The organism is Chryseobacterium sp. MA9, assembly GCF_024399315.1.
Taxonomy (GTDB): domain Bacteria; phylum Bacteroidota; class Bacteroidia; order Flavobacteriales; family Weeksellaceae; genus Chryseobacterium.
This window is the reverse complement of sequence record NZ_CP075170.1, coordinates 529,304-552,779: the sequence shown is the minus strand read 5'-3', so window position 1 is coordinate 552,779 and position 23,476 is coordinate 529,304. Positions and strand designations below refer to the sequence as shown.

Sequence of the window (23,476 nt, the reverse complement as noted above, 5' to 3'; positions counted from 1 at the left end):
GTTTTTTTGTCCAAAATTCAATTTAACCAAAAATAAAGCTGAAGGATTATACAGTCCGGAAGCAACCAAAAAATAAAAATATGAACAAAAAGCACAACTTCAGCGCAGGACCATGTATTTTACCACAAGAGGTATTTGAAAAATCAGCACAGGCTATCCTGGACTTTAATGGTATCGGATTGTCTCTTCTTGAAATTTCTCACAGAAGTAAAGACTTCGTTGCTGTAATGGACGAAGCGCGTGCAATTGTAAAAAGACTGATGAATCTTGGTGATGATTATGAAGTACTTTATTTAGGTGGAGGTGCCAGCCTGCAGTTTGCAATGGTTCCTTACAACCTGATGAAAGTAGGTGGAAAAGCAGCTTACCTGGATACAGGAACATGGGCAGCCGGAGCCATCAAAGAAGCAAAAAAAGTAGGAACAGTAGATGTAGTAGGTTCTTCAAAAGAAGAAAATTATTCTTTTATTCCTAAAGATTATACTGTAGGTGCGGAATACGATTATTTCCACTGTACTTCCAACAACACAATTTATGGAACTCAAATGAAGTCTTTCCCAGAAGTGGATACACTAATGGTTTGTGATATGAGTTCTGATATTTTTTCAAGACAGCTCGATTTTTCCAAATTTGATCTGATCTATGCCGGTGCTCAGAAGAATATGGGACCTGCAGGAGTTACTTTAGTAGTGATAAAAAAAGAAATCCTTGGTAAAACAGGAAGAGAGAATATGTTTTCTATCCTGGATTACTCTCAGCATATCGCTAAAGAATCCATGTACAATACGCCACCGGTATTCCCTGTATATGCTTCTTTACTTACCCTTCAGTATCTTGAAAAAAACGGAGGAATTGCTGCTGCAGAGCAGAGAAACGAAGCAAAAGCCAAGCTTTTATATGATGAAATCGACAGCAATCCGTTATTCGAAACTTTCTGCGTAAAAGAAGACCGTTCATTGATGAATGTTTCTTTCAAAATTACAGATGAAAGCAAGAAAGAAGAATTTGATAACGCATGGAAAGCTGCAGGAATCAGTGGATTAAACGGACACAGAAGCCTGGGCGGATACAGAGCAAGCTTATACAATGCCTTACCTATTGAAAGTGTACAGGTTTTGGTGGATGTAATGAAGTCAATCAAATAATTAAAGCATTAAAAATTCAAAGATTGAAAGATTGAAAAGCAGTTAATTTAAATTTATTAATTTGCGCCTCAGTTTTAAAATTTTGAAATATTCATATTTTTCAATCTTTAAATCAAATAACTCATGAAAGTTTTAGCTAACGATGGAATCTCAAAAGCAGGAGAAAATGCTTTAAAAGAAGCCGGAATAGAAATCCTGGACAATAGAGTGGCTCAGGATCACGTTATTAATTTTATCAACGATAATAATGTGGACGTTCTTCTTGTAAGAAGTGTAACAAAAGTGAGACAAGATCTGATTGACGCATGTCCCGGCCTTAAAATCATTGGAAGAGGCGGTATCGGGATGGACAACATTGATGTGGAATATGCCAAAAGCAAGGGTATTAAAGTAATCAATACTCCTACGGCATCTTCAAAATCAGTGGCAGAATTAGTTTTCGGACATTTCATTTCCCTGGCAAGATTCCTTCACGAATCCAACAGACTGATGCCTTTGGAAGGAGATACTCATTTCAGCGCTATGAAAAAGTCATTCAGTAATGCGTATGAACTTTCAGGGAAAACATTAGGAGTAATCGGCTTTGGAAGTATTGGTCAGGAAGTCATAAAAATAGGAATTTCTTTAGGAATGAAAATAACTGTTCTTACAAGAAGCCCTAAAACAGAAGTTCTAACCCTGAATTTCTTTGACGGACAGTCTGTCAACTTTGAAATCACTTCCACCAATGATATGGATGCATTCCTGAAAGATGCAGACTTCATCAGCATCAATACGCCGAAAACGAATGAATATATTATAGACACCCCTCAGTTTGAAAAAATGAAAGACGGGGTCTATATTGTAAATACTGCAAGAGGAGGTGTCATCAATGAAGTGACACTGATTGATTTTATCGAGTCAGGGAAAGTAGCCGGAGCTGCATTAGACGTTTTTGAAAACGAACCAAGCCCGGAGCTTCCTTTACTGATGAACCCTGCACTATCTCTTTCTCCGCATGTTGGAGGAAATACAGTAGATGCTCAGGAAAAAATCGGTATCGAACTTGCAGAACAAATTATTAAGCTACAAAAAGAAACTATAAGATAAATATGCCTGTTTTTAAACCTTTCCGTGGAATAAGACCTCATAGAGACTTCGAGAGCACCTTCCCTACCCATCCACTGGATAATTTTACCCAGGAAGAGATCACAGAGAAGGCTCAAGTTGAAAATACTTACATCAATATGATCAAACCATATGTTGTAAGTAAATCTAAAGATATTGACCGGAACCTGCGAAAGATCCGTTCTACATTTGAAGAACTTCTGGACGAGAAGAAATTGGTCCAGGACAATTCAGCCTACTATCTTTATGAGCAGATCTACCCCAACAAACAGGTGTTCAGAGGACTTCTGGGATTAGCAAGTATTGAAGATTTCTGGAATGGAAAAATCAAAAGACATGAAAGTACCATTCCTCAGAAAAAAGAAAAACTGGCCCATTATCTTGAAAAAGTAAACCTACAGGCAGAACCTGTATTGCTTACCTATCCTGCCAACTCAAAAATTGAGCTGCTGATGAATCATGAGGAAAAAAACGTCCCTATCTTCAACCATGTGGATACCATTGGTATCAGACACAAAATCTGGAGAATAGACAACCGCCTGAAACTACAGCAGTTTAAAGAAGTGATTGATCAGATTGATTCATTTTATATTGCTGACGGACACCACAGAATTGGCTCTACAGCAATAAATGCTAAATATCACAAAGAAAAAAACAAAAAACATAACGGTACTGAGCTTTACAACTTTGTCTACAGTTTTATTGTTTCCAATCAGTCTATTAAAATTCATGATTATAACAGAATCTTACATGATCTGAATGGTATTTCTCCCGAAGCTTTTCTGAAGGAACTTGAACATTATTTCCTTATCCATGAAAAAGGAGAAACCTCCTACTACCCTTCTCAGAAATTCCATATTTCAATGTATATGGATGGGAAGTTCTATTCTCTTCATGTGAAGCACGATCTCCGTTCCAAGGAAATGTCTCTTGATAACCTGGATCACCACCTTATTGACAAGTATATTTTCAAAAATATCCTGAAAATTGAAGATCCGGACAGCTCTGAGCTTATTTCTTATGTAAAAGGAACATCCAATATCAACGGAATCAATCTTTTAAAAGAAAAAGTAGACAGTGGCGAAGGTAAAGTTGGTTTCGGAATTTATCCTGTAAGTTTTAATGACATGATTAAAATTTCGGATTTAAGATTAAGCATGCCTCCAAAATGTACATTTATTGAACCAAAATTGATTACAGCCCTGGTAATGTACGATATGAAACCTTAATAAATTCCCATTTTTTCCCTACTTTTATCAAAGGAAAAAGAAAGGTAAATAAAAAATGAAAAAAATATTCATTATACTTCCACTCTTTTTGAGTGGATTTTTATTTTCTCAAAAAAAGCCACAAAAAAGTCCGGCAAAAAAAACAACACTTGCCAAATTCAATTATCATGATGAATTCAGAAAAATCTCAGATGAAATCATGACCAATGGTAAGGCTTATGATAATCTTGGAGAACTTACGAAAGGAATCGGGTCACGTTTCAGCGCAACTCCCGGCTATACAAAAGCCGTAGAATGGGCTGAAAAAAAGTTCAAGGAAATAGGTATTGATATGATCTGGAGACAAGAAGCCAAAGCACCTGTCTGGATCAGAGGAAAAGAATCTTTGCAGATAAAAGTGGGAAATGGAGACTGGAAAAATATCAGAATGCTTTCTTTTGGAAACTCTGAAGGAACAGGCGGAAAAGACCTGACAGGTGAAGTTGTTCTAATTAATTCCACTTCAGAGCTTAATGCAATGTCCATAGGCCAGTTAAAAGACAAGATCGTTTTCGTGAATGTTCCTATGGACCCGAAAACTATCAATACAAGTGATTCTTATCTGCAGACTGCAAAATCAAAATTAATTTCTGCTTCCATCATTGCTAAAACAGGCGCAAAAGCATTAATTATAAGATCACTGACAACAGCTAATGATGATACTCCTCATGCCAAAATGATTTACTACGAACCCGATGATAAAATTAAAATACCTGCTTTATCCATTGGAGTAAGATCCGCAGATGAGTTGGAAAAAATAATAAAAAAGCAAAAAGTCACTGCTAAAATCAACATGACTGCCGAATCAAAAGGTGATATTACAAATCCAAATATTATTGCTGAAATTCAAGGCAAAAAAGATTCTAAAGTCATTGTTTTAGGTGCTCAGCTTGATTCGTGGGATTTTGGTGAAGGTGCCATTGATGATGGAACAGGTGTGGTTCAGTGTATTGAAGTTTTAAGAACACTGAAGGCACTTGGATACGAAAATAACCACACCATCCGCGTAGTTTTGTACGCCAACAGTGAAAACGGAGGCCAGGGCCGTGAGATGTATGCCGCTTTTGTAAAAAAGAGAGATGAAAAACACATTTTTGCCCTAGGAACAGATGCCGGAGGCTATTCTCCACGAGGATTTTCTCTTGATATGTCACCTCAAAGAAGAAGATTGATTTATCCATGGAAAGAATATTTTCTTCCTTATGGTGTTTATGATTTCGACCAAACAGAGGCTATTCAGGATATTTCACCTTTAAAAAAACTCGACATTCCTTTAGCAGAGCTGGTGGTAGATACACAGAGATATTTCGATTACCACCATTCTGAACAGGATACTTTTGACAAAGTGAACAAAAGAGAATTACTTCTCGGAGCAGTAGCCATTACACAAATGATTTTTATGGTTGATAAAAACTGGTAGTATGAAAAAGATACTAGGCACTTCATTATTGCTTTTTGGAATGGCTGCTTTTGGCCAGTCTAAAGAAGATTCTATCCAGTTCAGAAAAATTTCTACAGAAATCCTGAATAATGGAAAAGGATATACTGAGCTGAGAGAGCTCACAAAAAATATCGGACATCGTTTAAGCGGTTCTGAAGCTTATGAGAAATCTGTACAATGGGCTGCACAGAAACTCCGTGATGCCGGAGCTGATAAAGTCTGGCTTCAGGAAGTCATGATCCCGGTATGGGTAAGAGGAAAAGAATCTCTGCACATCCAGGCCTCGAACGGAAAATGGAAAAGTCTTAAAATGCTTTCTCTCGGAAATTCCGAAGGTACAAACGGAAAAGATGTCTCAGGAGAAATCATCATGGTAAAATCGCTTGAAGAATATGATAAACTTCCTGCAGAAAAAGTAAAAGATAAGATTGTGTTCTTCAACTACCCTTTTAATCAGGGGAATGTACAAACCTTTATTTCTTATCGTGAAGCAGGCGCTTACAGAAGAACTGCCGCTTCATTAACAGCTAAAAAAGGAGGGAAATTTGCTATCATCCGGTCACTTTCTTCCGCTTTTGACGATGTTCCTCACACAGGCAATATGCGCTATGATGAAAACATTTCAAAAATACCGGCTATTACCATTGGAAATACTTCTGCTGATGAACTGGAAATGCTGTTGAAAAAACAGAAAGTAACGGCCAAACTTAACTCCAACTGTGGAATGAAAGGTGAAAAGCTTTCCCATTCTGTAATCGGGGAAATCACCGGCAAAAAAGACCAGAGCGTTATTGTTGTTGGCGGTCACCTTGATTCCTGGGATGTAGGGGAAGGCGCTCATGATGACGGAGCCGGAATTGTGCAAAGTATCGAGGTCTTGAGAACATTTAAAAAATTAGGAATACAAAACAACCATACCATTCGCGCGGTCTGTTTTGCCAACGAAGAAAACGGAACAAAAGGCGGAAAAGAATATGGCAAAATTACCAAAGAAAACAACGAAAAACATCTTTTCGCCATAGAAACGGATGCCGGAGGTTTTTCACCACGGGGAATTTCCCTGGAAATGAATGATCCTCAAAGAAACCAAATCAAAAGCTGGATTAACCTGTTTTTACCTTATGGAGTTTATAATTTCGAAGGTAAATATTCAGGATCCGATATTGCTCCGCTCCATGAGATGGGAGTTCCCACAGCTGAACTGGTTCCCGATCCGCAGCGTTATTTTGATATTCACCATACAGAAGAAGACACTTTTGAAAAAGTCAGCCGAAGAGAACTCTTACTTGGTTCTGCGGTGATGACACAACTTATTTATATGATTGATAAAAATTGGTAACAATGAAAAAGATACTAGGAACTTCATTATTGCTTTTTGGAATGGCTGCTTTTGGCCAGTCTAAAGAAGATTCTATCCAGTTCAGAAAAATTTCTACAGAAATCCTGAATAATGGAAAAGGATATACTGAGCTGAGAGAGCTCACAAAAAATATCGGACATCGTTTAAGCGGATCTGAAGCTTATGAGAAATCTGTACAATGGGCTGCACAGAAACTCCGTGATGCCGGAGCTGATAAAGTCTGGCTTCAGGAAGTCATGATCCCGGTATGGGTAAGAGGAAAGGAATCTCTGCACATCCAGGTCTCTAACGGAAAATGGAAAAGTCTTAAAATGCTTTCCCTAGGAAATTCTGAAGGAACAGGAGGAAAAGATATTTCAGGAGAAATCATTATGGTAAAATCCATGGAAGAATATGACAAACTTCCTGTTGAAAAAGTGAAAGATAAGATTGTATTCTTCAACTACCCTTTCAGTCAGTCATTTATAGAGACTTTCAAAGCATATGGTGATGCTGCAAAATACAGAACAACAGCAGCTTCATTAACAGCTAAAAAAGGAGGCAGGTTTGCTATTATCAGATCTCTGTCGTCAGCTTTTGATGATGTGCCTCACACGGGAGCAATGCGATACGAGGACAAGGTCTCCAAAATACCAGCCGTAGCCATCGGAAGCGCTACCGCAGATGAGCTGGAAACCTTACTGAAAAATCAGAAAATCACTGCTAAACTTAATTCTAACTGTGGAATGAAAGGTGAAAAGCTTTCCCATTCTGTCATCGGGGAAATCACCGGCAAAAAAGACCAGAGTGTCATTGTTGTTGGCGGACACCTTGATTCCTGGGATGTAGGGGAAGGAGCCCATGACGACGGAGCCGGAATTGTTCAAAGTATTGAGGTCCTGAGAACCTTTAAAAGGTTAGGAATTCCGAACAACCACACCATCAGAGTAGTCTGCTTCGCCAATGAAGAAAATGGAGTAAAAGGCGGAATCCAATATGGTAAAACCGTAAAAGAGAAAAATGAAAAACATCTTTTTGCTATAGAAACGGATGCCGGAGGTTTTGCACCTAGAGGAATTGCTCTGGATATGGATGATGCCAAAAGAAATCAGATCAAAGCCTGGTCAAGTCTATTTCTTCCCTATGGAATTTACAATTTTGAAGAGCGATTTTCCGGAACAGACCTTTATCCACTTCATGATATGGGAATTCCTGCCGCTGAATTGATGCCGGATTCTCAGCGTTATTTCGATATTCACCATACAGAAGAAGATACTTTTGAAAAAGTGAACCGAAGAGAGCTTTTATTGGGAGCTACAGCTTTGACACAGATTATCTACTTGATTGATAAAAACTGGTAACAAATATAAAAAACCGTCTTTAGAGGCGGTTTTTGTTTTTTATAGACTTTTTATTATTTCAATAGGAACGGGTTATCATCTGATTTATTGAATTGACACACATGATTGTGTTTTTGATCAATTAATTTTACATCCAATCTGATTTGTGGAATTTGTGCAAAGCCATTCGTGGTATTTGTGTTTTAAAGATTACTAATGGTCTTTTAAATTTCCCGATGCACGTTCTAAATAATTTTAAAGTATTTTAAATCTAAAAAAAATAATTTCACCGTAATATTTTCTTTGTTTCAGACAACTCAACCTTAAAAACAGAAAATTTTTCTTTGTTTAAGGAAATAATAGATGAAAACATGCTTCATCAGGAGCTTCATCAATCCCGTGAAACAAAGTGTTAATCGAGAAACTTTCAATTTGGCATGATATTAGCATGTAAAATATTGAGAAAAAATTAAAAAAACACTAAGGATGAGAAAAAAGGTTTTCTGTGGATTTTCAGTTTTTCCACTGATTCAAATTCATATCTAGTATATGAATCCTTTTTTTTCTACGATGCCGTAACAGATACGGGTTCGTGATTAATTAACCCCCGTTGATTTTTCATAGCAATTTTGCACCCCGTATCTAACTGGTATCACAATAACCAAGAATCATTTATTGATTCAAAAAAACAAAAATATCCCGGACTTTCAGCCCGGTATTATGATATAAATAAATGGCAAAGTCATCGTGAACCTTAGCCCTGTAAAGGAATTTATTCTTTTTACCGTGATGAGTGCGCATTTACCTTATTAATTAATGTATAACCCTTAAAATGTAAGTAATGATGAGAGACTTTTTTGAAATGATTTTTAAGAGAAATGAAGATGCTGCAAAAATAAACATCTGGAGCTTATTGCTCGTATTAAGTTTTGCTGCCTTTTCTGTATTGGTATACGCCTTAAAACCAAGCTTTAACAGCTTAATTATATATCTGACGGCATTTGCCGCTTATATCGGCTTCGGCCTTGTATTCATCAGTTCCCTGTCCGGGACAAGTATGAAGAAAAGATAAGAGAACATATAACTTTCAATTAATTTTTACTAAAAAAACCGTCCTGTTTGGGGCGGTTTTTTAAATTAATAAAAATACATGTTGTCAGTTTTTCATTTTGATCACAAATAATATTTACAGCAAAAAAAGCCACCCCCTCCGGAGCAGCTAGTGATAACAAAGTTATCTTAACATCGTAAAAACTTATTCTTTAAACAGATCCTTCATCATTTCATCAAGAATCTTCTTGGTTTCTTCTTCAATTATTTTTCCGGACTTTTCAACCATCTTTTCCCTGAAAGGTTCACAACAGGCTTTTATTCCGAAGCCTTCATCTGTTTTAATCAATTCCGGATGCAGACCGTGTTCTTCACACATTTCTGACTCAATTTCTTTTTTTATGAGGTCGTAATTCAGATCAAACATATTTTTTATTTTGTTTCTTATAAGTGTTGGGTAAAGATAGACGTAATTGACATTTGCTGAAATCCGTATTTCTACGGTATTTGTATAAACAAAAAAACCGTCCCTTCCGGAACGGTTTTCATATCTTAAAAAGATTCAATTATTTTACTTTTACAAGCTCAACATCGAAAACTAACCAAGAGTTTGGCGGGATCACTCCTCCTGCACCTCTTTCTCCGTAAGCCATTGCTGGCGGAATCAATAACGTAGCAGTTTCACCTTCTTTCAACAACAGGATACCTTCATCCCATCCTTTGATTACTCTTCCCATTCCGATTGGAATTTCGATCGGTTCATTTCTTTTGAATGAAGAATCGAACTCAGTTCCGTCTACCAGTTTACCTGCATAATGTACAGATACATTATCACCAGCTTTTGGAGCTTTACCGTCAGCAGTTTTTGTGATTTTATAGTAAAGACCTGATTCAGTTTTTTGCATACCAGCTTTTAAGTTTTCAACTAATTTCTCCTGGTTAGCTTTGAATTCTTCTTCTTTCTTCTTCTTTTCAGCTTCTTCTTTAGCAATGAAGGCTTTGTTGTTTTCTGCGATTTTAGCTTTTCCCTCGTTGAAAGTTTTAGCTGCATCGTAGTGCTTGTACTCGTCACCTTTACTGAAAACAGAAACTTTTTCTAAAACGATATCTGTTTTAGGCTTATCCTGAGCTCCTTTTTCAACGTTAGCAATAGCATCAATTACATCGTTACCTTTTACCACTTTTCCGAAGATGGTGTGTTTTCCGTCTAACCAAGGTGTAGCAACTTCAGTGATGAAGAACTGAGAACCATTTGTATTAGGTCCTGAGTTTGCCATAGAAAGAATACCTTTTCCTGTATGTTTAAGGTCGTTTCTTTCGTCCTCGAATTTATATCCCGGATCACCTGCTCCAGTTCCTTTAGGGTCTCCCCCCTGGATCATGAAATCTTTGATCACTCTGTGGAAAATAGTTCCATCATAGTAAGGAACTCCCTTAGCCTTAGCTTTGTTGTCGATTTTCCCTTCTGCAAGACCGATAAAGTTGGCTACAGTTACTGGTGCTTTCTTATCCTCAAACTTTACAATTAAGTTACCTTTTGTAGTTTGAAGATTGGCATAAAGTCCGTCATTAAGACCTTCGTAAGTTTCTTTGTCTACGTTCATTTTTTTATAAATTGGGGTACAACTCATCAGCGAGATACTTGCCGCTGCCAGAATTATATTCTTGTTAAACAATTTCATGTATTATAGGGCTTTTAATTTTATGATTAATGGAATGTCGTTGTCTATTTTCTTTTCGTCTCCGTAAGTTCCGTAGGCTAAAGAAGACGGTACCAAAAGCGTTACTTCCTCTCCATCATGTATAAAACGCAAAGCGTTCTCCACAGCTCTCAGTTCATCAAAGTGCCCGAATTTGGCATCTCTTCTCTCAAAAGACTGGTCATAGATTTTAGTCTGGTCAAAATCATACAGATCATAAGAGTAAGAAATCAATGATTCGTCTTTTCTTCTTTCTCTCTGATCATAACCTTCCGCCGTTACCCAGTAATTAAGCTGCGTAGGATAATACTTCACAGACTGACCACTGATCCAATCCTGAATCTGGCCTCTTTCTATGGCGTTAAGATTTTTCATCCTGTTTTTAGAAACATCCAGATCTTTTTGGCTTAAAACACCACCTACAGGAGGATGGGCCGTCTGTGCATTTCTATTGCAGCTCAACAGGCTTATGACTGATATGAAGAGTATTTTTTTCATAAACTTCTGCGAAAATACACATTTCGCGAATTAATTACAAAACTTATCCCGTATTTACAAGAACAATTTGATGAGAATAGAAATCCCAGCTTAACTTCCGCAAAGTGATTTAAATATTTAAGCTAAATTTTAGTTTTTAAGAAAAATAAAAAGCCGGGAAAAACCCGGCTTTCATATAGTTATTTATTTACTGTTAAACTGTTTCTAAAGCATGATCTACAGTAACTCTCCATCCGAAAGGATCTTCAGACAGGTTGTTCTGAAGGTCTACCAAGTCTTTCTTAAGAATAGCAGCAAAGCTTTCTTCGTCAGATAATCTTGGAAGCGCCAATTTCTCACCCTGGTATCCTAAAGCCTGGAACTGAGTGGTTACCACTGCCGTACCTACTCCCCATACTTCTTTAAGAGAACCATTCTTCAAAGCTTCAATCACTGTTTTCACAGGAATTGGTTCTACTTTTACTTCGATTCCTCTTTTCTTAGCTAACTGAATGAAACTGTCTCTTGTTACTCCGTCAAGGATTTTCTCAGATGTTGGAGGTGTATAAATAGTATCGTTGATTCTTACAAATACATTCATTGTACCACTCTCTTCGAAATATTCGTGAGTAGCATCATCCGTCCAGATAATTTGCTCGTAACCTTCTTCAATTGCCAACTGAGTCGGATAGAATGAAGCAGCATAGTTACCTGCAGCTTTTGCAGAACCTACTCCTCCGTTTGCAGCTCTAGAATAGTGATCAGAGATTTTTACAGATACCGGCTCAGAATAGTAGCTCTTCGCTGGTGTTGCAACGATGGCAAACATATATTTATTAGATACTCTTGCTTTCAAAGCTTCCTCCGTAGCAAAAATCAATGGTCTGATATAAAGAGACATTCCTTCCCCCTGTGGAATCCACTCTCTATCCATATCTACCAAAGCTTTTAATCCGTCTAAAAACATTTCTTCAGTTACCTCAGGCATAGCAAGACGCTTTGCCGACTTATTGATACGTTCAAAATTCTTTTCAGGCCTGAAAAGGAAAACCTGCCCGTCTTTGTCTTTATAGGCTTTCATACCTTCAAAACAAGCTTGTCCATAGTTTACTCCCATCATGGCAGGTGTAAATGGAATCGGACCGTAAGGAACTAATTTTACATCACCCCATTTCCCATTTTCATACTCACATATAATCATATGATCTATGAAAGTACCACCAAATGAAAAATCGTTAGGGTCAAATGTAGAAATTCTGGAGTTTTCAGTTTTTTGAATTATCATTTTTTAAAATTTTTACGATGTTCTACAAATTTAACATAATTTTCTAAATATAAAAATTTTAGAGTAAATTTGACAAAAAAATAGCTTGAAAAGAGAGATTAAGACCACAAACGACGGCAGTAAAACATTGTTTATCAATGAATTAAACGAAAACTACCATTCTCATCACGGAGCACTTCAGGAAGCCGAACATGTGTTTATTAAAAACGGACTAAATTTAATAAATGATTGCGAAATTAATATTTTAGAACTCGGTTTTGGAACAGGTTTGAATGTTTTAGTAACAATTAATGAATATTTAAAAACTGACAAAAATCATGTCATCAATTATTTTTCGCTTGAAAAATATCCCATAAATGAATCTGAAGTTAAGGATTTGGCTTACTTTGAACATTTTGACAACCCTGAGTTTAAAAATATTTATCAGAAAATTCATCTGTCAGATTGGGAGAAGTCAGTAGAAATTATTAGTGGATTCCACTTAAAAAAGATAGAATGTGATTTTTTTGACCTAAAAGACATCGATTTGCCTGAAATCAATCTTGTTTATTTTGATTGTTTCGGTGCCAGAGTGCAGCCTGATCTTTGGGAAAAACCATTATTTGAACTGGTTTCTGACAAAATGGCCATTAACGGATTATTAACCACCTACTCTTCCAAAGGCAGCGTAAGAAGAATTCTTCAGGAACTGAATTTCCAGGTAGAAAAAAAACAGGGACCTCCGGGAAAAAGAGAGATGATCAATGCAATAAAGCTGTAAGTACAAAGAAGAAATTGTTCATAAGTAAATGTATATTTTCGCTTTTTTGTTCCTTTTCTCCTCACAAAAATTTCTTACATTAGCTATACAAATTATTATACATTATATATATGATAGATAAGATCAACATTAGAGTGTATGCATGTGCGGTAAAAGATAAACAAGTTCTGACTTTATTTGAAGAATATGCCGGCGAACCTTTAATGAAATTTCCGGGTGGCGGATTGGAATATGGTGAAGGAGTACTGGAATGCCTGCATCGTGAATTTGATGAAGAGCTGAATGTAAAGATCAATGTTCTGGAACATTTTTATACCCAGGAAAACTTCCTGGTTTCCCGCTTCAAAGAAAACGAACAGCTTCTTACCATATATTATATAGTAGATATAGTGAATGAAGAAGATTTTATTATCCTGGATCCCTGCATCGAAAAAACAGAGTGGATTGATATAGACAGACCAGATAACCCTTTCCCTCTTCCGATAGATAAGATTGTATTTGATAAATTAAAAGAAAAATTCCTGTAAGAATACTTACAGGAATTTATATTATTTCTTGACTTTAAAATCATTCGCTCCCGGATAAGGCTGCAGATATCCTGAATTCCAATTGGACTGAAGCAATGACTCTACAAATTCATCAGTTCTGTTATTGTGTGGATCGTAGTGGTCTTTCAGATCAATATCGGCCATTTTTCCTTTTACATTCCACCAGAAAGCACTCCATCCGCCTCTCAGTTCTTTGATGATTTCATAGACGTTTTTTCCGGTAGCTCTGTTCATCAGCTTTGCAAAAACCTGCCCTTCGGTAGTGGTAAGATCTCTCAGTTGTTTTTCATATTGATCTGCCAGCATATTCTGTCGTTCTCTTACAAATTTTCTTTTAGCCTTGCTATCCATATCATTCATATCTTTCTGGATATCCCTGTACTGTTGTAGTGCAGTCACAAATAGCGGATATACTCTGTACAGCTTTTTATTAAGGAAATAGTAGTAATTTTTATCCAGCTGATTATTAAATCTCGGTTTATTAACCAAAACCAATTCATCTAATACAACTACAGGTTCGCCGTTGATTTCATAAATCTTGACTTTTTGCTGCTCGTCATAATAATATTTATTACCAAATTCATCCGTTTTCAAGGATTCAGGTGGATATTGATTGAGCGGTTTCGCCACTACGCCATCCTTTTGGCCAAAAATACTGACTCCAAAAAAGAAAATAAAAAGGCAGATAATCTTACTAAAATTCATTATTTTTACACTTATAACAACAAAAATTAAACGCAAAAATCATTCCTTTTTATGAAATTTGAAAAGAAATCTTTGAAATTTTTAGAGAAATATTTAAATACTTCATCACCAACAGGCTACGAACATAAAGGACAAGAAGTATGGATGGACTATATCAGACCCTATGTTGATAAAATAGAAGTAGATCATTATGGAACCTGTTATGGGATCATTAATCCGGAAGCTGAATTTAAAGTAGTGATTGAAGCACATGCTGATGAAATTTCATGGTACGTCAATTATATTACGGATGACGGATTAATCTATGTCATCAGAAACGGAGGTTCTGATCAAACAATAGCTCCTTCAAAAGTGGTTCATATCCATGGAGAAAACGGAATTGTAAAAGGAGTATTCGGGTGGCCGGCTATTCATACGAGAACAAATCAGAATGAGCCTACTCCAAAAATCGAAAATATCTTCATCGACTGTGGTGCTACTTCCAAAAAAGAAGTGGAAGAAATGGGAATTTTTGTAGGATGTATGATTACTTACCCGGACGAGTTCTTCGAAATGAACGACAGATATTTTGTCTGCAGAGCGCTGGACAACAGAATCGGAGGTTTCATGATTGCTGAAGTAGCAAGACTTTTAAAAGAAAATAAAAAATCTATCCCGTTCGGACTTTATATTACCAATTCTGTACAGGAAGAAGTAGGCTTATATGGTGCAGATATGATCGCTGACACCATCAAACCTAATATTGCTATTGTAACGGATGTTACCCACGACACCACCACTCCAATGATTGAAAAGAAGAAAGAAGGAGATCAGAAATGTGGTGCAGGACCGGTAGTATTTTTTGCTCCAAGTGTTCATCATACGATCAGAGAATTGATTATTGATACAGCAAAAACTAAAAAAATACCTTTCCAAAGAGCTGCTTCAAGCAGAGCTACAGGAACTGATACAGATGCTTTTGCACATTCCAACGGCGGAGTACCAAGTGCTTTAATTTCCTTACCTTTGCGTTATATGCATACTACGGTAGAAATGGTCTCTAAAGAAGACGTAGGTAATGTTATCAAACTTATCTATGAAACAGTTCTTAAGATCAAACCGGAAATGAAACTGAAGTATCATTAAAAAAGAAATTAGAGATTAGTTGTTAGAAATTAGTAATAGCTGACAAATTAATTTTTAATATCTAATAAAGTAAAAGTATAAAAAGTAAAAATGAAAACGAAGCTTATTGCTCCATCCCTTTTATCTGCAGACTTTGGGAATCTGCAAAGAGACATTGAAATGCTGAACAATTCTCAGGCCGACTGGTTCCACATTGATGTGATGGACGGCAGATTTGTACCAAACATTTCATTTGGTTTTCCGGTAATGAAAACTGTTCAGCAGCATGCCAAAAAATTTGTAGATGTTCACCTGATGATTGTGGAGCCTGAGAAATATGTTGATGAATTCATCAATCATGGTGCAGACCTTATTTCGGTGCATTATGAAGCATGTACTCATCTTCACAGAACTATTCACCACATTCAGAGTAAAGGAGTAAAAGCGGGTGTTGTTTTAAACCCTTCCACTCCTGTATTAATGCTTGAAGACATCATTGCAGACGTGGATCTGGTATTGTTAATGAGTGTAAATCCAGGATTTGGAGGTCAGAAATTCATTGAAAACACTTACAAAAAGATTGCTGAAACCAAAGACCTGATCTTAAGCAACAACTCTACAGCACTTATCGAAATTGACGGTGGTGTAAATCTTGACAACGCTTCTAAGCTTTTTGAAGCCGGAGCTGATGTACTTGTTGCAGGAAATGCTGTTTTCTCGGCAGAAAGCCCTGAGAGAACGATTGAGCTTCTAAAGATTTAACAATTATATTTATCATAAAAACAAAAGGCAGCCAATGGCTGCCTTTTCTCTTGTTTGAAATGAAGTCTTCTTGGTTATAAATTTTTTTTCAACACTTTGAAAATGTTAAAACTCTGTTTTGTCTTGCTAACATTACAAAGATCTGAATAAAAGCATACCTATACATCCGTAGAAATACTGAATCTATCATTAAGTATTTTTACTTATTGAGGTGCTTTTTACACTTCCCTGTTCCAAATACAGGCACAGACCACAAAAATGATGGAAACGACAGAAAAGACAGTTCTTATATTATTCAGAAAATTCCATCTGTTTTCAAAATTATCACGCATCTGCCTGATCGCATCTGTTGTAGAACCGGAAATATCAAACTTATCCAACGTATCATTCATCGGAACATTCCCGGCAACCGTCACTCCAAAAACTCCGATCAGATAGGCTAGTGCTGCCAACAGGAGAAAAATAAAAACAGGCTGATGTCCCCGGAACAAAAAGGCAGATACCGGAAGGAGAATTGCTGTTCCCATAAAACTCATGAAGAAAACAGGATTCAGAATTTCCCGGTTGATGTTCTGCATAGCCTTCAGATATTCCACATCAGAGAGCTTTCCCAGCCCGAGAACTACAGAACATGAATAAGCATAGAAAAGTCCTCCTATCAGAGCAGTGAGGACAGCGGTAATGATCAATACTAATGTTGTCATTTTCATATATTTTGATTTTGGTTATCAGGATAGAATTAATAAGGATTCCACTTTTTAATGATATTCTGGGCCGTAAGAATCATTTCGGGATCCCAGTTATCTGTTTTAAAATAATGAAAATCCTGATCTTTGATGACTACTGCTCCTGCATTGTCAAAAAGAAGCCTGGTAAGCCTCGACTGCTCTTCAAACAAGGCCAGATCTTCGACAGGTTTCTTCGGAATCTGTATTTTCTGCTTGCTCCAGCTACCCTTCTCCCTTCTTTTCCAATCTGAAGCTTCTATCACTGTCTTAACTTTATTGAAATCATTCAGGAAATTTTCTTTGTCCTCTTCTGTTTTCAGCGTATGCCCCAGCCTTTCAATAATGATATATTCCAGATTCTGGCACTGTTCCAACACAGAGGGTAAAACAGAAAAGATTGTTTCAGGAATAACATCATCATGAGTATCTCTTCTTACCTGCTTTTTACCATAGACACTTTCTTGCCAGCTCCCCCCGGAAAGATGAATCTCTTTTACCTTATCCAAAGGATAAAGATCAATTATTTCCCGCATTTCTACTTCAAAATTACAGGATTGACAGTAAATATTATGAAGATCCAGAATCAGGAAACCATTGGTATCCTCCGTAAGCCTGTCAAGAAACACACCTTGCTCTTTAACATCGTCTATGGAAAATGAAAAGGCTAAATTTTCTATGCCAATAGGAATGTCCACAGCTTCCTGAAGCCTGTACAGCCTGTCTTTTCCTATCTGTAACGTTTTGGAATGCAGAGATACCGGCAATGGCACTCCCTGGTGAAAGTTTTCAGTGTTCATGAAACCGAAATGTTCCGTGATATGATTGTATTTCCTTAGACTGACTTCTTCATTTAGCTTCTGCAGCCATTCTTCCTGTCTTTCCGTCCACCTTGCATCAAACAGGGAATAATAAACGCCATGTCCTATCAAACGGTTATTTTCTGCATAAAAGTTCAGCAGATCACGAAGCCAATCCGGTTCATTGGTATGGTAAAGGGTATCAAAGGACCATTCCAGAACATCAATAGCGTTGTTCTGCAGCAATGGCAAAACAGCAGAAACAAAATCAGCTTCTGCCATCATTGATATTCCTAACAGTGGTTTTTTCATCTTTTATCCCATTCCACAGGCCGGGCAGCCATGACCACGAAGAACAAGCGTATCTTTTTTTACGATTGGCTTGGGAGTTCCCGGTTTTTTCTTTTCAGCAGTGTCGGGCGCTGTTACTCGCTTTACTTTTTTTATAGGCTTTTTAGTTTTAGCTTCAGGTTTAGTACTTTGTGCAGATACTCCTATTGCTAATAAACTCGCCATTAATGCTACTGGAATTTTCATAATTGCTTTTTTCAGATAGAATTTACAATAAACGTTCCATTTATAAAAATACAATAATAGGTGCTATTTTGATATCATTTATTAAGAAATATTAAAAACTATTTTATGCTGTCATGTTTTCTTTATTTATATTTAATGGCAAAAAAAACTATATATGAAAAGCAGCCTGATTAAAGCTGTTTTCCTTGGGTTGGTATTATCTGCTTATCATATCAGCGCACAGGTTCAAACAGCTGACAACAGCAAGAAAATGGAATGGTTTAAAAATGCCAAACTGGGTATTTTTATTCATTGGGGAATCTACTCCGTGAATGGGATCTCCGAATCATGGTCATTTTTCAACAATTATATCAATCACGAAAATTATATGAAACAGCTGAATGATTTTTCAGCTTCAAAATACCAGCCCGAACAATGGGTAAACCTGATTAAAGAATCCGGAGCAAAATACGCTGTTATCACAACAAAACATCATGACGGAGTTTCATTGTGGAACTCTAAGGCTAAAAATGCAACCACTATTCCCGGGCAGTCTTTGACAAAAAAAGATGTTTTAAGTCCTTTTGTTTCCGCTTTGAAAAAATCAGGATTGAAAACAGGGCTTTACTTCTCTCTGCCGGATTGGAGCCATCCCTATTATGATATCAATACCCGGACAAAAAAGCGATACGAAATAAAAGATGATCCGAAACGCTGGCAGAATTTTATCAGCTACTACCAAAGTCAGCTTGATGAACTTTCCTCTCAGTACTCCCCTGACCTTCTTTGGTTCGATGGAGACTGGGAACATACTTCTGAGGAATGGAGAGCTTCACAGACCCTGGATCTGCTCAAGAAATACAATTCGAATATCATCATCAATTCAAGGCTCAACAATCATGGGGATTATGATACTCCCGAACAGGGAATTCCGGTAGTTCCGCCGCAAAATCAATACTGGGAGCTTTGTTATACCATGAATGATTCCTGGGGATATCAGCCTTATGATAAAAGCTATAAAACACCCAATATGATCGTAAGAACCCTTACAGACGTTATCAGTATGGGAGGAAATCTTCTGCTTGATATCGGCCCCAGATCAGATGGTACAATTCCCGAGGAGCAGATTGAAATCCTGAAGAATCTTGGCCGCTGGACCTCCAAAAATCAGCGTGCCATTTATGAAACAACCCGTGGAATTCCTTTTGAAAATTACAAAGGGAAGTCTTCTTTGTCTACTTCTAAAAAATCTTTATTCCTTTACCTGGAGGAAGCTAAAAACTTCACAAAGATTTATGGATTAGAAACAAAACCTGCTTCAGCAAAAATAATAGGAGATCCTTCGGCCATTATTAAAGCAGATTACGATGCTGAAAAAACACTGACATTGAATTTTTCCAATGTGAAATTGACAAAGATGTCACTGTTGTAGAACTTGCTTTTGATACTCCACCTGTATTTCTGAAAGATTTTAAGAAGGAAGATCCCACTCTCGCTGAAATCCTTGGTAATAAAAATACGCAGGAAGCAGTCTATAATATTGCCAGTACACTGTACAATGGTTATAATCTGCCGACTTCTTCAGGTCTGACTAGTGATGGTCTAGATATGAAAATCAAGAAAACACCCAACACCAATCAGGAAACTTTGCAATGGGTAAGTAAGCATGCAGAGGCACTTTATGAAACCGAAAAAGGATTACCGGATGGCCATTATTCAGGAATGAGTGCATTGTCAAAAGATAAACAGACACTTTATCTTTTTGTGGAAGGAACACCTACAGGCCCAATTGCCTTAAAAGGAATAAAAAACGGAATTGCCAGAATAAGAGTCGTGGGTGAAGGCACTATGCTGTCACATACGATATACAATAAACTTTACTGGAGTGATAGACCTGGAATTATTTATATTGATATTCCAAAGGAAAAGCTTGATAAGCAGATGACCGTCATTGCTGTTTTACTCAATAAACCTATTGAACTTTACAGAGAAAACGTAGGAGCAATTGAAAACAACCTTTAATAAGTTGAAATACCAATATGATATAAAAACAAAATCCGGAGAATTCTCTCCGGATTTTTTATTTTGTAAGATGATTTCTTAGAAAATCTCTCTTCCTGAAAAATGGAACTGAGCTTCGATTAATGCATTCTCGTCAGAATCTGAACCGTGAACAGCATTCTCTCCGATGCTTCTTGCAAACATTTTTCTGATTGTACCTTCCGCAGCTTCTGCAGGGTTAGTAGCACCGATTAATGTTCTGAAGTCTTCAACTGCATTATCTTTTTCTAAAACTGCAGCCACGATAGGACCAGAGCTCATGAATTCTACCAACTCACCATAAAATGGTCTTTCAGCGTGTACTTCATAGAATTTTTTTGCATCAGCAACTGTAAGCTGAGTTAATTTTAAAGCTTTGATTTTAAAACCTCCTTCAGCAATCTTACCCAATATAGCACCGATATGTCCGTCAGCAACTGCATCAGGCTTAATCATAGTGAATGTAATGTTAGACATAAATGTATATTTTTTTAATGGCGCAAAATTACAAAAAATATCTTTGATTTTTATTTTAATTTTTTTTTAACATAAAAATAACTTTTATTAAGAAATCATGAACCAATCTTTGGCACAGTAATTGTTTATTCTATTGCGATTCTCATGTTTAATTTGAGTTTTCATGGTTATTAGTTTTTACCCAGCTTCGGCTGGGTTTTTTATTTTCAAAAAAAAGTACCATTTTTTATTGATTCAATAATTTAAAGAGCTAAATAAGAGCATATTTAATAATATTGTTACTTTTATTTCAATTAATGGAATAATCAGATTTTCTAGAATATTATTTTTTTAATAAACTAAAATATGCCAAAAGTGGAGTTATCTGCCAAATTTGTCATGCCAAAAAGTAGAGTTATCTAAAAAGAGATTTTTTTTCGTCAAAATTTAGAAAAATAAGTCAAAAAAAATAGACCACCAGTAAGAATATTAAATTTGTCCATTAAAAAATAATATTTGAAAAATATTATTCTAAAATAATAACAATAAAATCTGTACAAATTGTCCGAATTAATCTGCAGCAGTTTAATATAGTAAATTGATCTTGTTATATTATTTCTGAGAAGCTTCTTCCGCCTCATCCATCAATTTAATGTAAGTGGCATAGCGCGAATGTTGTATTTCGCCTGTTTCAAGGGCATCAAGAACGGCACACTTCGGCTCATTAACGTGAAGGCAATTGTGAAATTTGCATTCTTCTCTCTTTTTGAAAATCTCAGGAAAGTAATGCTGTACTTCTTCTTTTTCAATATCAATCATGGCAAATTCACGAACACCGGGGGTATCGATAACATTTCCGCCAAAATCCCAAAAGTGCATCTGTGCAAAAGTTGTCGTATGTTTTCCTTTTAGATGGGTATCTGAAATTTCAGATGTTTTTAAATTCAATCCTGGCTGCAAAGCATTTACTAAAGTGGATTTCCCACAACCGGAGTGCCCGAAGAATACTGAGGTTTTATCTTTAAGGATTTCCTCCAGCTGCTCAAGATTCAGTCTCGAATATGATGAAATTTCCAACGTGTTATAGCCAATTTCCTGATAAAGAAACTCTATATCTTTCACAATTTCGATTTCTTCCCCGTGGAGAACATCAATCTTATTAAAAAGAATCAATGGAGTAATATTATAGGCTTCACAGCATGCCAGAAACCTGTCAAGGAATCCTAAAGATGTTTCAGGATGCTTCAGGGTAAAGATAAAGCACGCCAAATCTATATTGGAAGCAATAATATGGGCTTCTTTTGAAAGGTTTACTGATTTTCTGATCAGATAATTGGAGCGTGGCTCAATTTTCGTGATCCAGGCAATATCATCCTGTTCCAGCTGAAACTCAACAAAATCTCCTACAGCAAGTGGATTGGTAAGCCTTGTTTTTATTAATTTGAATTTCCCCCTGATCCTGGCCTCGAAAATTTTATTTGTTTCCAATTCCAAAACCTGGTACCAGCTGCCTGTAGATTTAATGATTTTTCCTTTCATAGATAATACTGGTGCAAATATAAGGAATTAGGGCTTAGCATTCAGGAAATAGGTTAAAAACACATGTTTCAATTCGTCTAAATCCTGAGGTCTAAGCCCTAATAAATATTTTTTGCCGCAAATAGGTAATCGTTTTCAGGAATTAAATCAAATTCTGCTTGTGCTAAATCCTAATTCTCTTACCCGTTATCTGCAGTTTATCTCTTATCGATCATAATGCTATTCTGAACTTCAATAGATTCTTCGTGAATTGCTTTGAAGACTTTTTCAATAAATTCCTGAGACATTCCGGTTTCTTTCGCTTTCTGATTTGCGTATTCCGTAATTACCTTCCAACGTTCAGGCTGGAAGATCGCAATGTCGTTTTCCTTTTTAAGTTTACCAATCTTTTCAGAAATTTTCATTCTTTGAGAAAGAAGTTCAATTAACTGGAAGTCAAGGTCTGAGATTAAAGTTCTGTGTCTTCCCATCTCCCCTTCAAATCCTGCAAGATTAGAGCTTCTTACTTTCAGATTACCAATAAGGTCTGCAAGAACTTCAGGAGTAATCTGCTGGGAAGCATCACTCCAGGCTTCATCCGGATTGCAGTGCGATTCAATGATAGCACCCTGGTATCCTACGTTAAGAGCTTCCTGTGTAATATCAGCAAGACCTGTTCTGTTTCCGCAGATGTGTGACGGGTCAATCAGCATTGGAATATTTGGAAACTGGCTCTTGAAATCAAGGGCAATCTGCCAGTTCGGGTTATTTCTGTATTTTGTTTTCTGATATGTTGAAAATCCTCTGTGGATTACTCCCAGGTTTTTAATATCCTGACCTAAAAGCCTTTCCAATGCTCCGATCCATAATGCAAGATCCGGATTCACAGGATTTTTCACGAATACAGGCTTATCTGTTCCTCTTAAAGCCATTGCAATTTCCTGTACTGTAAATGGATTCACTGTAGAACGTGCTCCAATCCAAAGAACATCTACATCTGCTTCCAGAGCGGCAAATACGTGGTGTGCATTTGCTACCTCAGTAGCTGTTTTAAAACCGTACTCTTCTTTTACTTTTTTTAGCCAGTTCAAACCAATCACTCCTACTCCTTCAAAACCGTTTGGTTTGGTACGGGGCTTCCAGATTCCTGCACGGAAAACCGATACATTGGCATTGGACTCTTTAATTCTCCTAGCGGTTTCCAGCATTTGAGCTTCACTTTCCGCACTACATGGTCCCGCGATCATTAGAGGTTGTGTAAGCCCATTGATCCACTCATTTTTCAAATCATTTAAATTCATATTCTAAATTTTATTGTTTTTTATATAATTTTTTTCGTTGACAGCAATAGCCCTTTGGATTATAAAATTTAATTTATAATTCTTTTCAA

General features: G+C 36.7%; 24 protein-coding genes. 13 read left to right on the top strand and 11 right to left on the bottom strand.

The features are described 5' to 3' along the window. Window positions 1-80 precede the first annotated feature (80 nt). From serC to KIK00_RS02480, 7 genes are all read left to right on the top strand, one after another. Window positions 81-1,145, top strand: coding sequence for a 3-phosphoserine/phosphohydroxythreonine transaminase (serC, locus tag KIK00_RS02510; protein WP_209784798.1), 1,065 nt, complete (start codon window positions 81-83; stop codon window positions 1,143-1,145). Window positions 1,146-1,268: 123 nt separating this feature from the next. Continuing rightward, the gene (locus KIK00_RS02505; protein ID WP_255814993.1) at window positions 1,269-2,234 is read left to right on the top strand and encodes a D-2-hydroxyacid dehydrogenase; all 966 of its coding nucleotides are present in this window, start codon (window positions 1,269-1,271) and stop codon (window positions 2,232-2,234) included. A 2-nt stretch (window positions 2,235-2,236) separates the two neighbouring features. Then, a complete protein-coding gene (locus KIK00_RS02500; protein WP_255814992.1) occupies window positions 2,237-3,481 on the top strand; it encodes a DUF1015 domain-containing protein in 1,245 nt (414 codons plus the stop codon). A gap of 55 nt (window positions 3,482-3,536) precedes the next feature. Further along, window positions 3,537-4,940 carry a M28 family peptidase gene (locus KIK00_RS02495; protein ID WP_255814991.1) on the top strand — a complete coding sequence of 468 codons (1,404 nt, stop codon included), beginning with the start codon at window positions 3,537-3,539 and terminating at the stop codon, window positions 4,938-4,940. Window position 4,941: 1 nt separating this feature from the next. Beyond that, on the top strand, window positions 4,942-6,300 hold the full coding sequence (locus tag KIK00_RS02490) for a M20/M25/M40 family metallo-hydrolase (RefSeq protein WP_255814990.1): 1,359 nt from the start codon (window positions 4,942-4,944) through the stop codon (window positions 6,298-6,300). Window positions 6,301-6,302: 2 nt separating this feature from the next. Next, the gene (locus tag KIK00_RS02485; RefSeq protein WP_255814989.1) at window positions 6,303-7,661 is read left to right on the top strand and encodes a M20/M25/M40 family metallo-hydrolase; all 1,359 of its coding nucleotides are present in this window, start codon (window positions 6,303-6,305) and stop codon (window positions 7,659-7,661) included. Between the two features lie 820 nt (window positions 7,662-8,481). Beyond that, window positions 8,482-8,712: a hypothetical protein gene (locus KIK00_RS02480; RefSeq protein ID WP_255814988.1), complete on the top strand. Its 231-nt coding sequence runs from the start codon at window positions 8,482-8,484 to the stop codon at window positions 8,710-8,712. Window positions 8,713-8,895: 183 nt separating this feature from the next. Here KIK00_RS02480 and KIK00_RS02475 read toward each other — a convergent pair whose 3' ends face one another. From KIK00_RS02475 to KIK00_RS02460, 4 genes are all read right to left on the bottom strand, one after another. Continuing rightward, window positions 8,896-9,117: a hypothetical protein gene (locus tag KIK00_RS02475; RefSeq protein ID WP_255814987.1), complete on the bottom strand. Its 222-nt coding sequence runs from the start codon at window positions 9,115-9,117 to the stop codon at window positions 8,896-8,898. 139 nt (window positions 9,118-9,256) lie between these two features. Then, a complete protein-coding gene (locus KIK00_RS02470) occupies window positions 9,257-10,294 on the bottom strand; it encodes a peptidylprolyl isomerase (protein ID WP_255816646.1) in 1,038 nt (345 codons plus the stop codon). 81 nt (window positions 10,295-10,375) lie between these two features. Continuing rightward, window positions 10,376-10,888, bottom strand: a complete 513-nt coding sequence (locus KIK00_RS02465; RefSeq protein ID WP_255814986.1) for an FKBP-type peptidyl-prolyl cis-trans isomerase — start codon at window positions 10,886-10,888, stop codon at window positions 10,376-10,378. A 193-nt stretch (window positions 10,889-11,081) separates the two neighbouring features. Then, on the bottom strand, window positions 11,082-12,152 hold the full coding sequence (locus KIK00_RS02460; protein ID WP_255814985.1) for a branched-chain amino acid aminotransferase: 1,071 nt from the start codon (window positions 12,150-12,152) through the stop codon (window positions 11,082-11,084). An 85-nt stretch (window positions 12,153-12,237) separates the two neighbouring features. On the opposite strand from KIK00_RS02460, the gene mnmD reads away from it, so the two are divergent. Continuing rightward, a complete protein-coding gene (gene mnmD, locus KIK00_RS02455) occupies window positions 12,238-12,912 on the top strand; it encodes a tRNA (5-methylaminomethyl-2-thiouridine)(34)-methyltransferase MnmD (RefSeq protein ID WP_255814984.1) in 675 nt (224 codons plus the stop codon). Window positions 12,913-13,022: 110 nt separating this feature from the next. Continuing rightward, on the top strand, window positions 13,023-13,439 hold the full coding sequence (locus KIK00_RS02450; protein ID WP_079241390.1) for an NUDIX domain-containing protein: 417 nt from the start codon (window positions 13,023-13,025) through the stop codon (window positions 13,437-13,439). A 21-nt stretch (window positions 13,440-13,460) separates the two neighbouring features. Here KIK00_RS02450 and KIK00_RS02445 read toward each other — a convergent pair whose 3' ends face one another. Continuing rightward, complete coding sequence (locus tag KIK00_RS02445) at window positions 13,461-14,165, bottom strand: DUF4294 domain-containing protein (RefSeq protein ID WP_255814983.1); 705 nt, start codon at window positions 14,163-14,165, stop codon at window positions 13,461-13,463. A gap of 51 nt (window positions 14,166-14,216) precedes the next feature. Here KIK00_RS02445 and KIK00_RS02440 point away from each other — a divergent pair, with 51 nt between their 5' ends. After that, entirely contained in the window at window positions 14,217-15,290 is a 1,074-nt protein-coding gene (locus tag KIK00_RS02440) for a M42 family peptidase (RefSeq protein WP_213279125.1), read from the top strand. A gap of 90 nt (window positions 15,291-15,380) precedes the next feature. Further along, complete coding sequence (gene rpe / locus KIK00_RS02435) at window positions 15,381-16,031, top strand: ribulose-phosphate 3-epimerase (RefSeq protein ID WP_047375387.1); 651 nt, start codon at window positions 15,381-15,383, stop codon at window positions 16,029-16,031. Between the two features lie 218 nt (window positions 16,032-16,249). Here the strand turns inward: rpe and KIK00_RS02430 are convergent, their stop codons facing one another. From KIK00_RS02430 to KIK00_RS02420, 3 genes are read right to left on the bottom strand one after another with little or no spacing between them, the layout of a single operon-like run. Next, a complete protein-coding gene (locus tag KIK00_RS02430) occupies window positions 16,250-16,735 on the bottom strand; it encodes a DUF1772 domain-containing protein (RefSeq protein ID WP_255814982.1) in 486 nt (161 codons plus the stop codon). 35 nt (window positions 16,736-16,770) lie between these two features. After that, the gene (locus tag KIK00_RS02425; protein WP_255814981.1) at window positions 16,771-17,868 is read right to left on the bottom strand and encodes a DUF692 family multinuclear iron-containing protein; all 1,098 of its coding nucleotides are present in this window, start codon (window positions 17,866-17,868) and stop codon (window positions 16,771-16,773) included. A gap of 3 nt (window positions 17,869-17,871) precedes the next feature. Further along, entirely contained in the window at window positions 17,872-18,093 is a 222-nt protein-coding gene (locus tag KIK00_RS02420; RefSeq protein WP_255814980.1) for a hypothetical protein, read from the bottom strand. Between the two features lie 154 nt (window positions 18,094-18,247). Between KIK00_RS02420 and KIK00_RS02415 the strand changes: the two genes are divergently transcribed. Then, window positions 18,248-19,504, top strand: coding sequence for an alpha-L-fucosidase (locus KIK00_RS02415; protein WP_255814979.1), 1,257 nt, complete (start codon window positions 18,248-18,250; stop codon window positions 19,502-19,504). Between the two features lie 176 nt (window positions 19,505-19,680). After that, the gene (locus tag KIK00_RS02410; protein WP_255814978.1) at window positions 19,681-20,094 is read left to right on the top strand and encodes a hypothetical protein; all 414 of its coding nucleotides are present in this window, start codon (window positions 19,681-19,683) and stop codon (window positions 20,092-20,094) included. A 78-nt stretch (window positions 20,095-20,172) separates the two neighbouring features. Here the strand turns inward: KIK00_RS02410 and KIK00_RS02405 are convergent, their stop codons facing one another. The 3 genes from KIK00_RS02405 to KIK00_RS02395 form a co-directional block, all read right to left on the bottom strand. Beyond that, on the bottom strand, window positions 20,173-20,589 hold the full coding sequence (locus tag KIK00_RS02405) for a nucleoside-diphosphate kinase (protein ID WP_034687444.1): 417 nt from the start codon (window positions 20,587-20,589) through the stop codon (window positions 20,173-20,175). 591 nt (window positions 20,590-21,180) lie between these two features. After that, window positions 21,181-22,107 (bottom strand): ribosome small subunit-dependent GTPase A, encoded by a 927-nt coding sequence (gene rsgA, locus KIK00_RS02400; RefSeq protein WP_255814977.1) that lies wholly within the window; start codon window positions 22,105-22,107, stop codon window positions 21,181-21,183. A gap of 197 nt (window positions 22,108-22,304) precedes the next feature. Next, a complete protein-coding gene (locus KIK00_RS02395; protein ID WP_255814976.1) occupies window positions 22,305-23,387 on the bottom strand; it encodes a chorismate mutase in 1,083 nt (360 codons plus the stop codon). Window positions 23,388-23,476 lie beyond the last annotated feature (89 nt).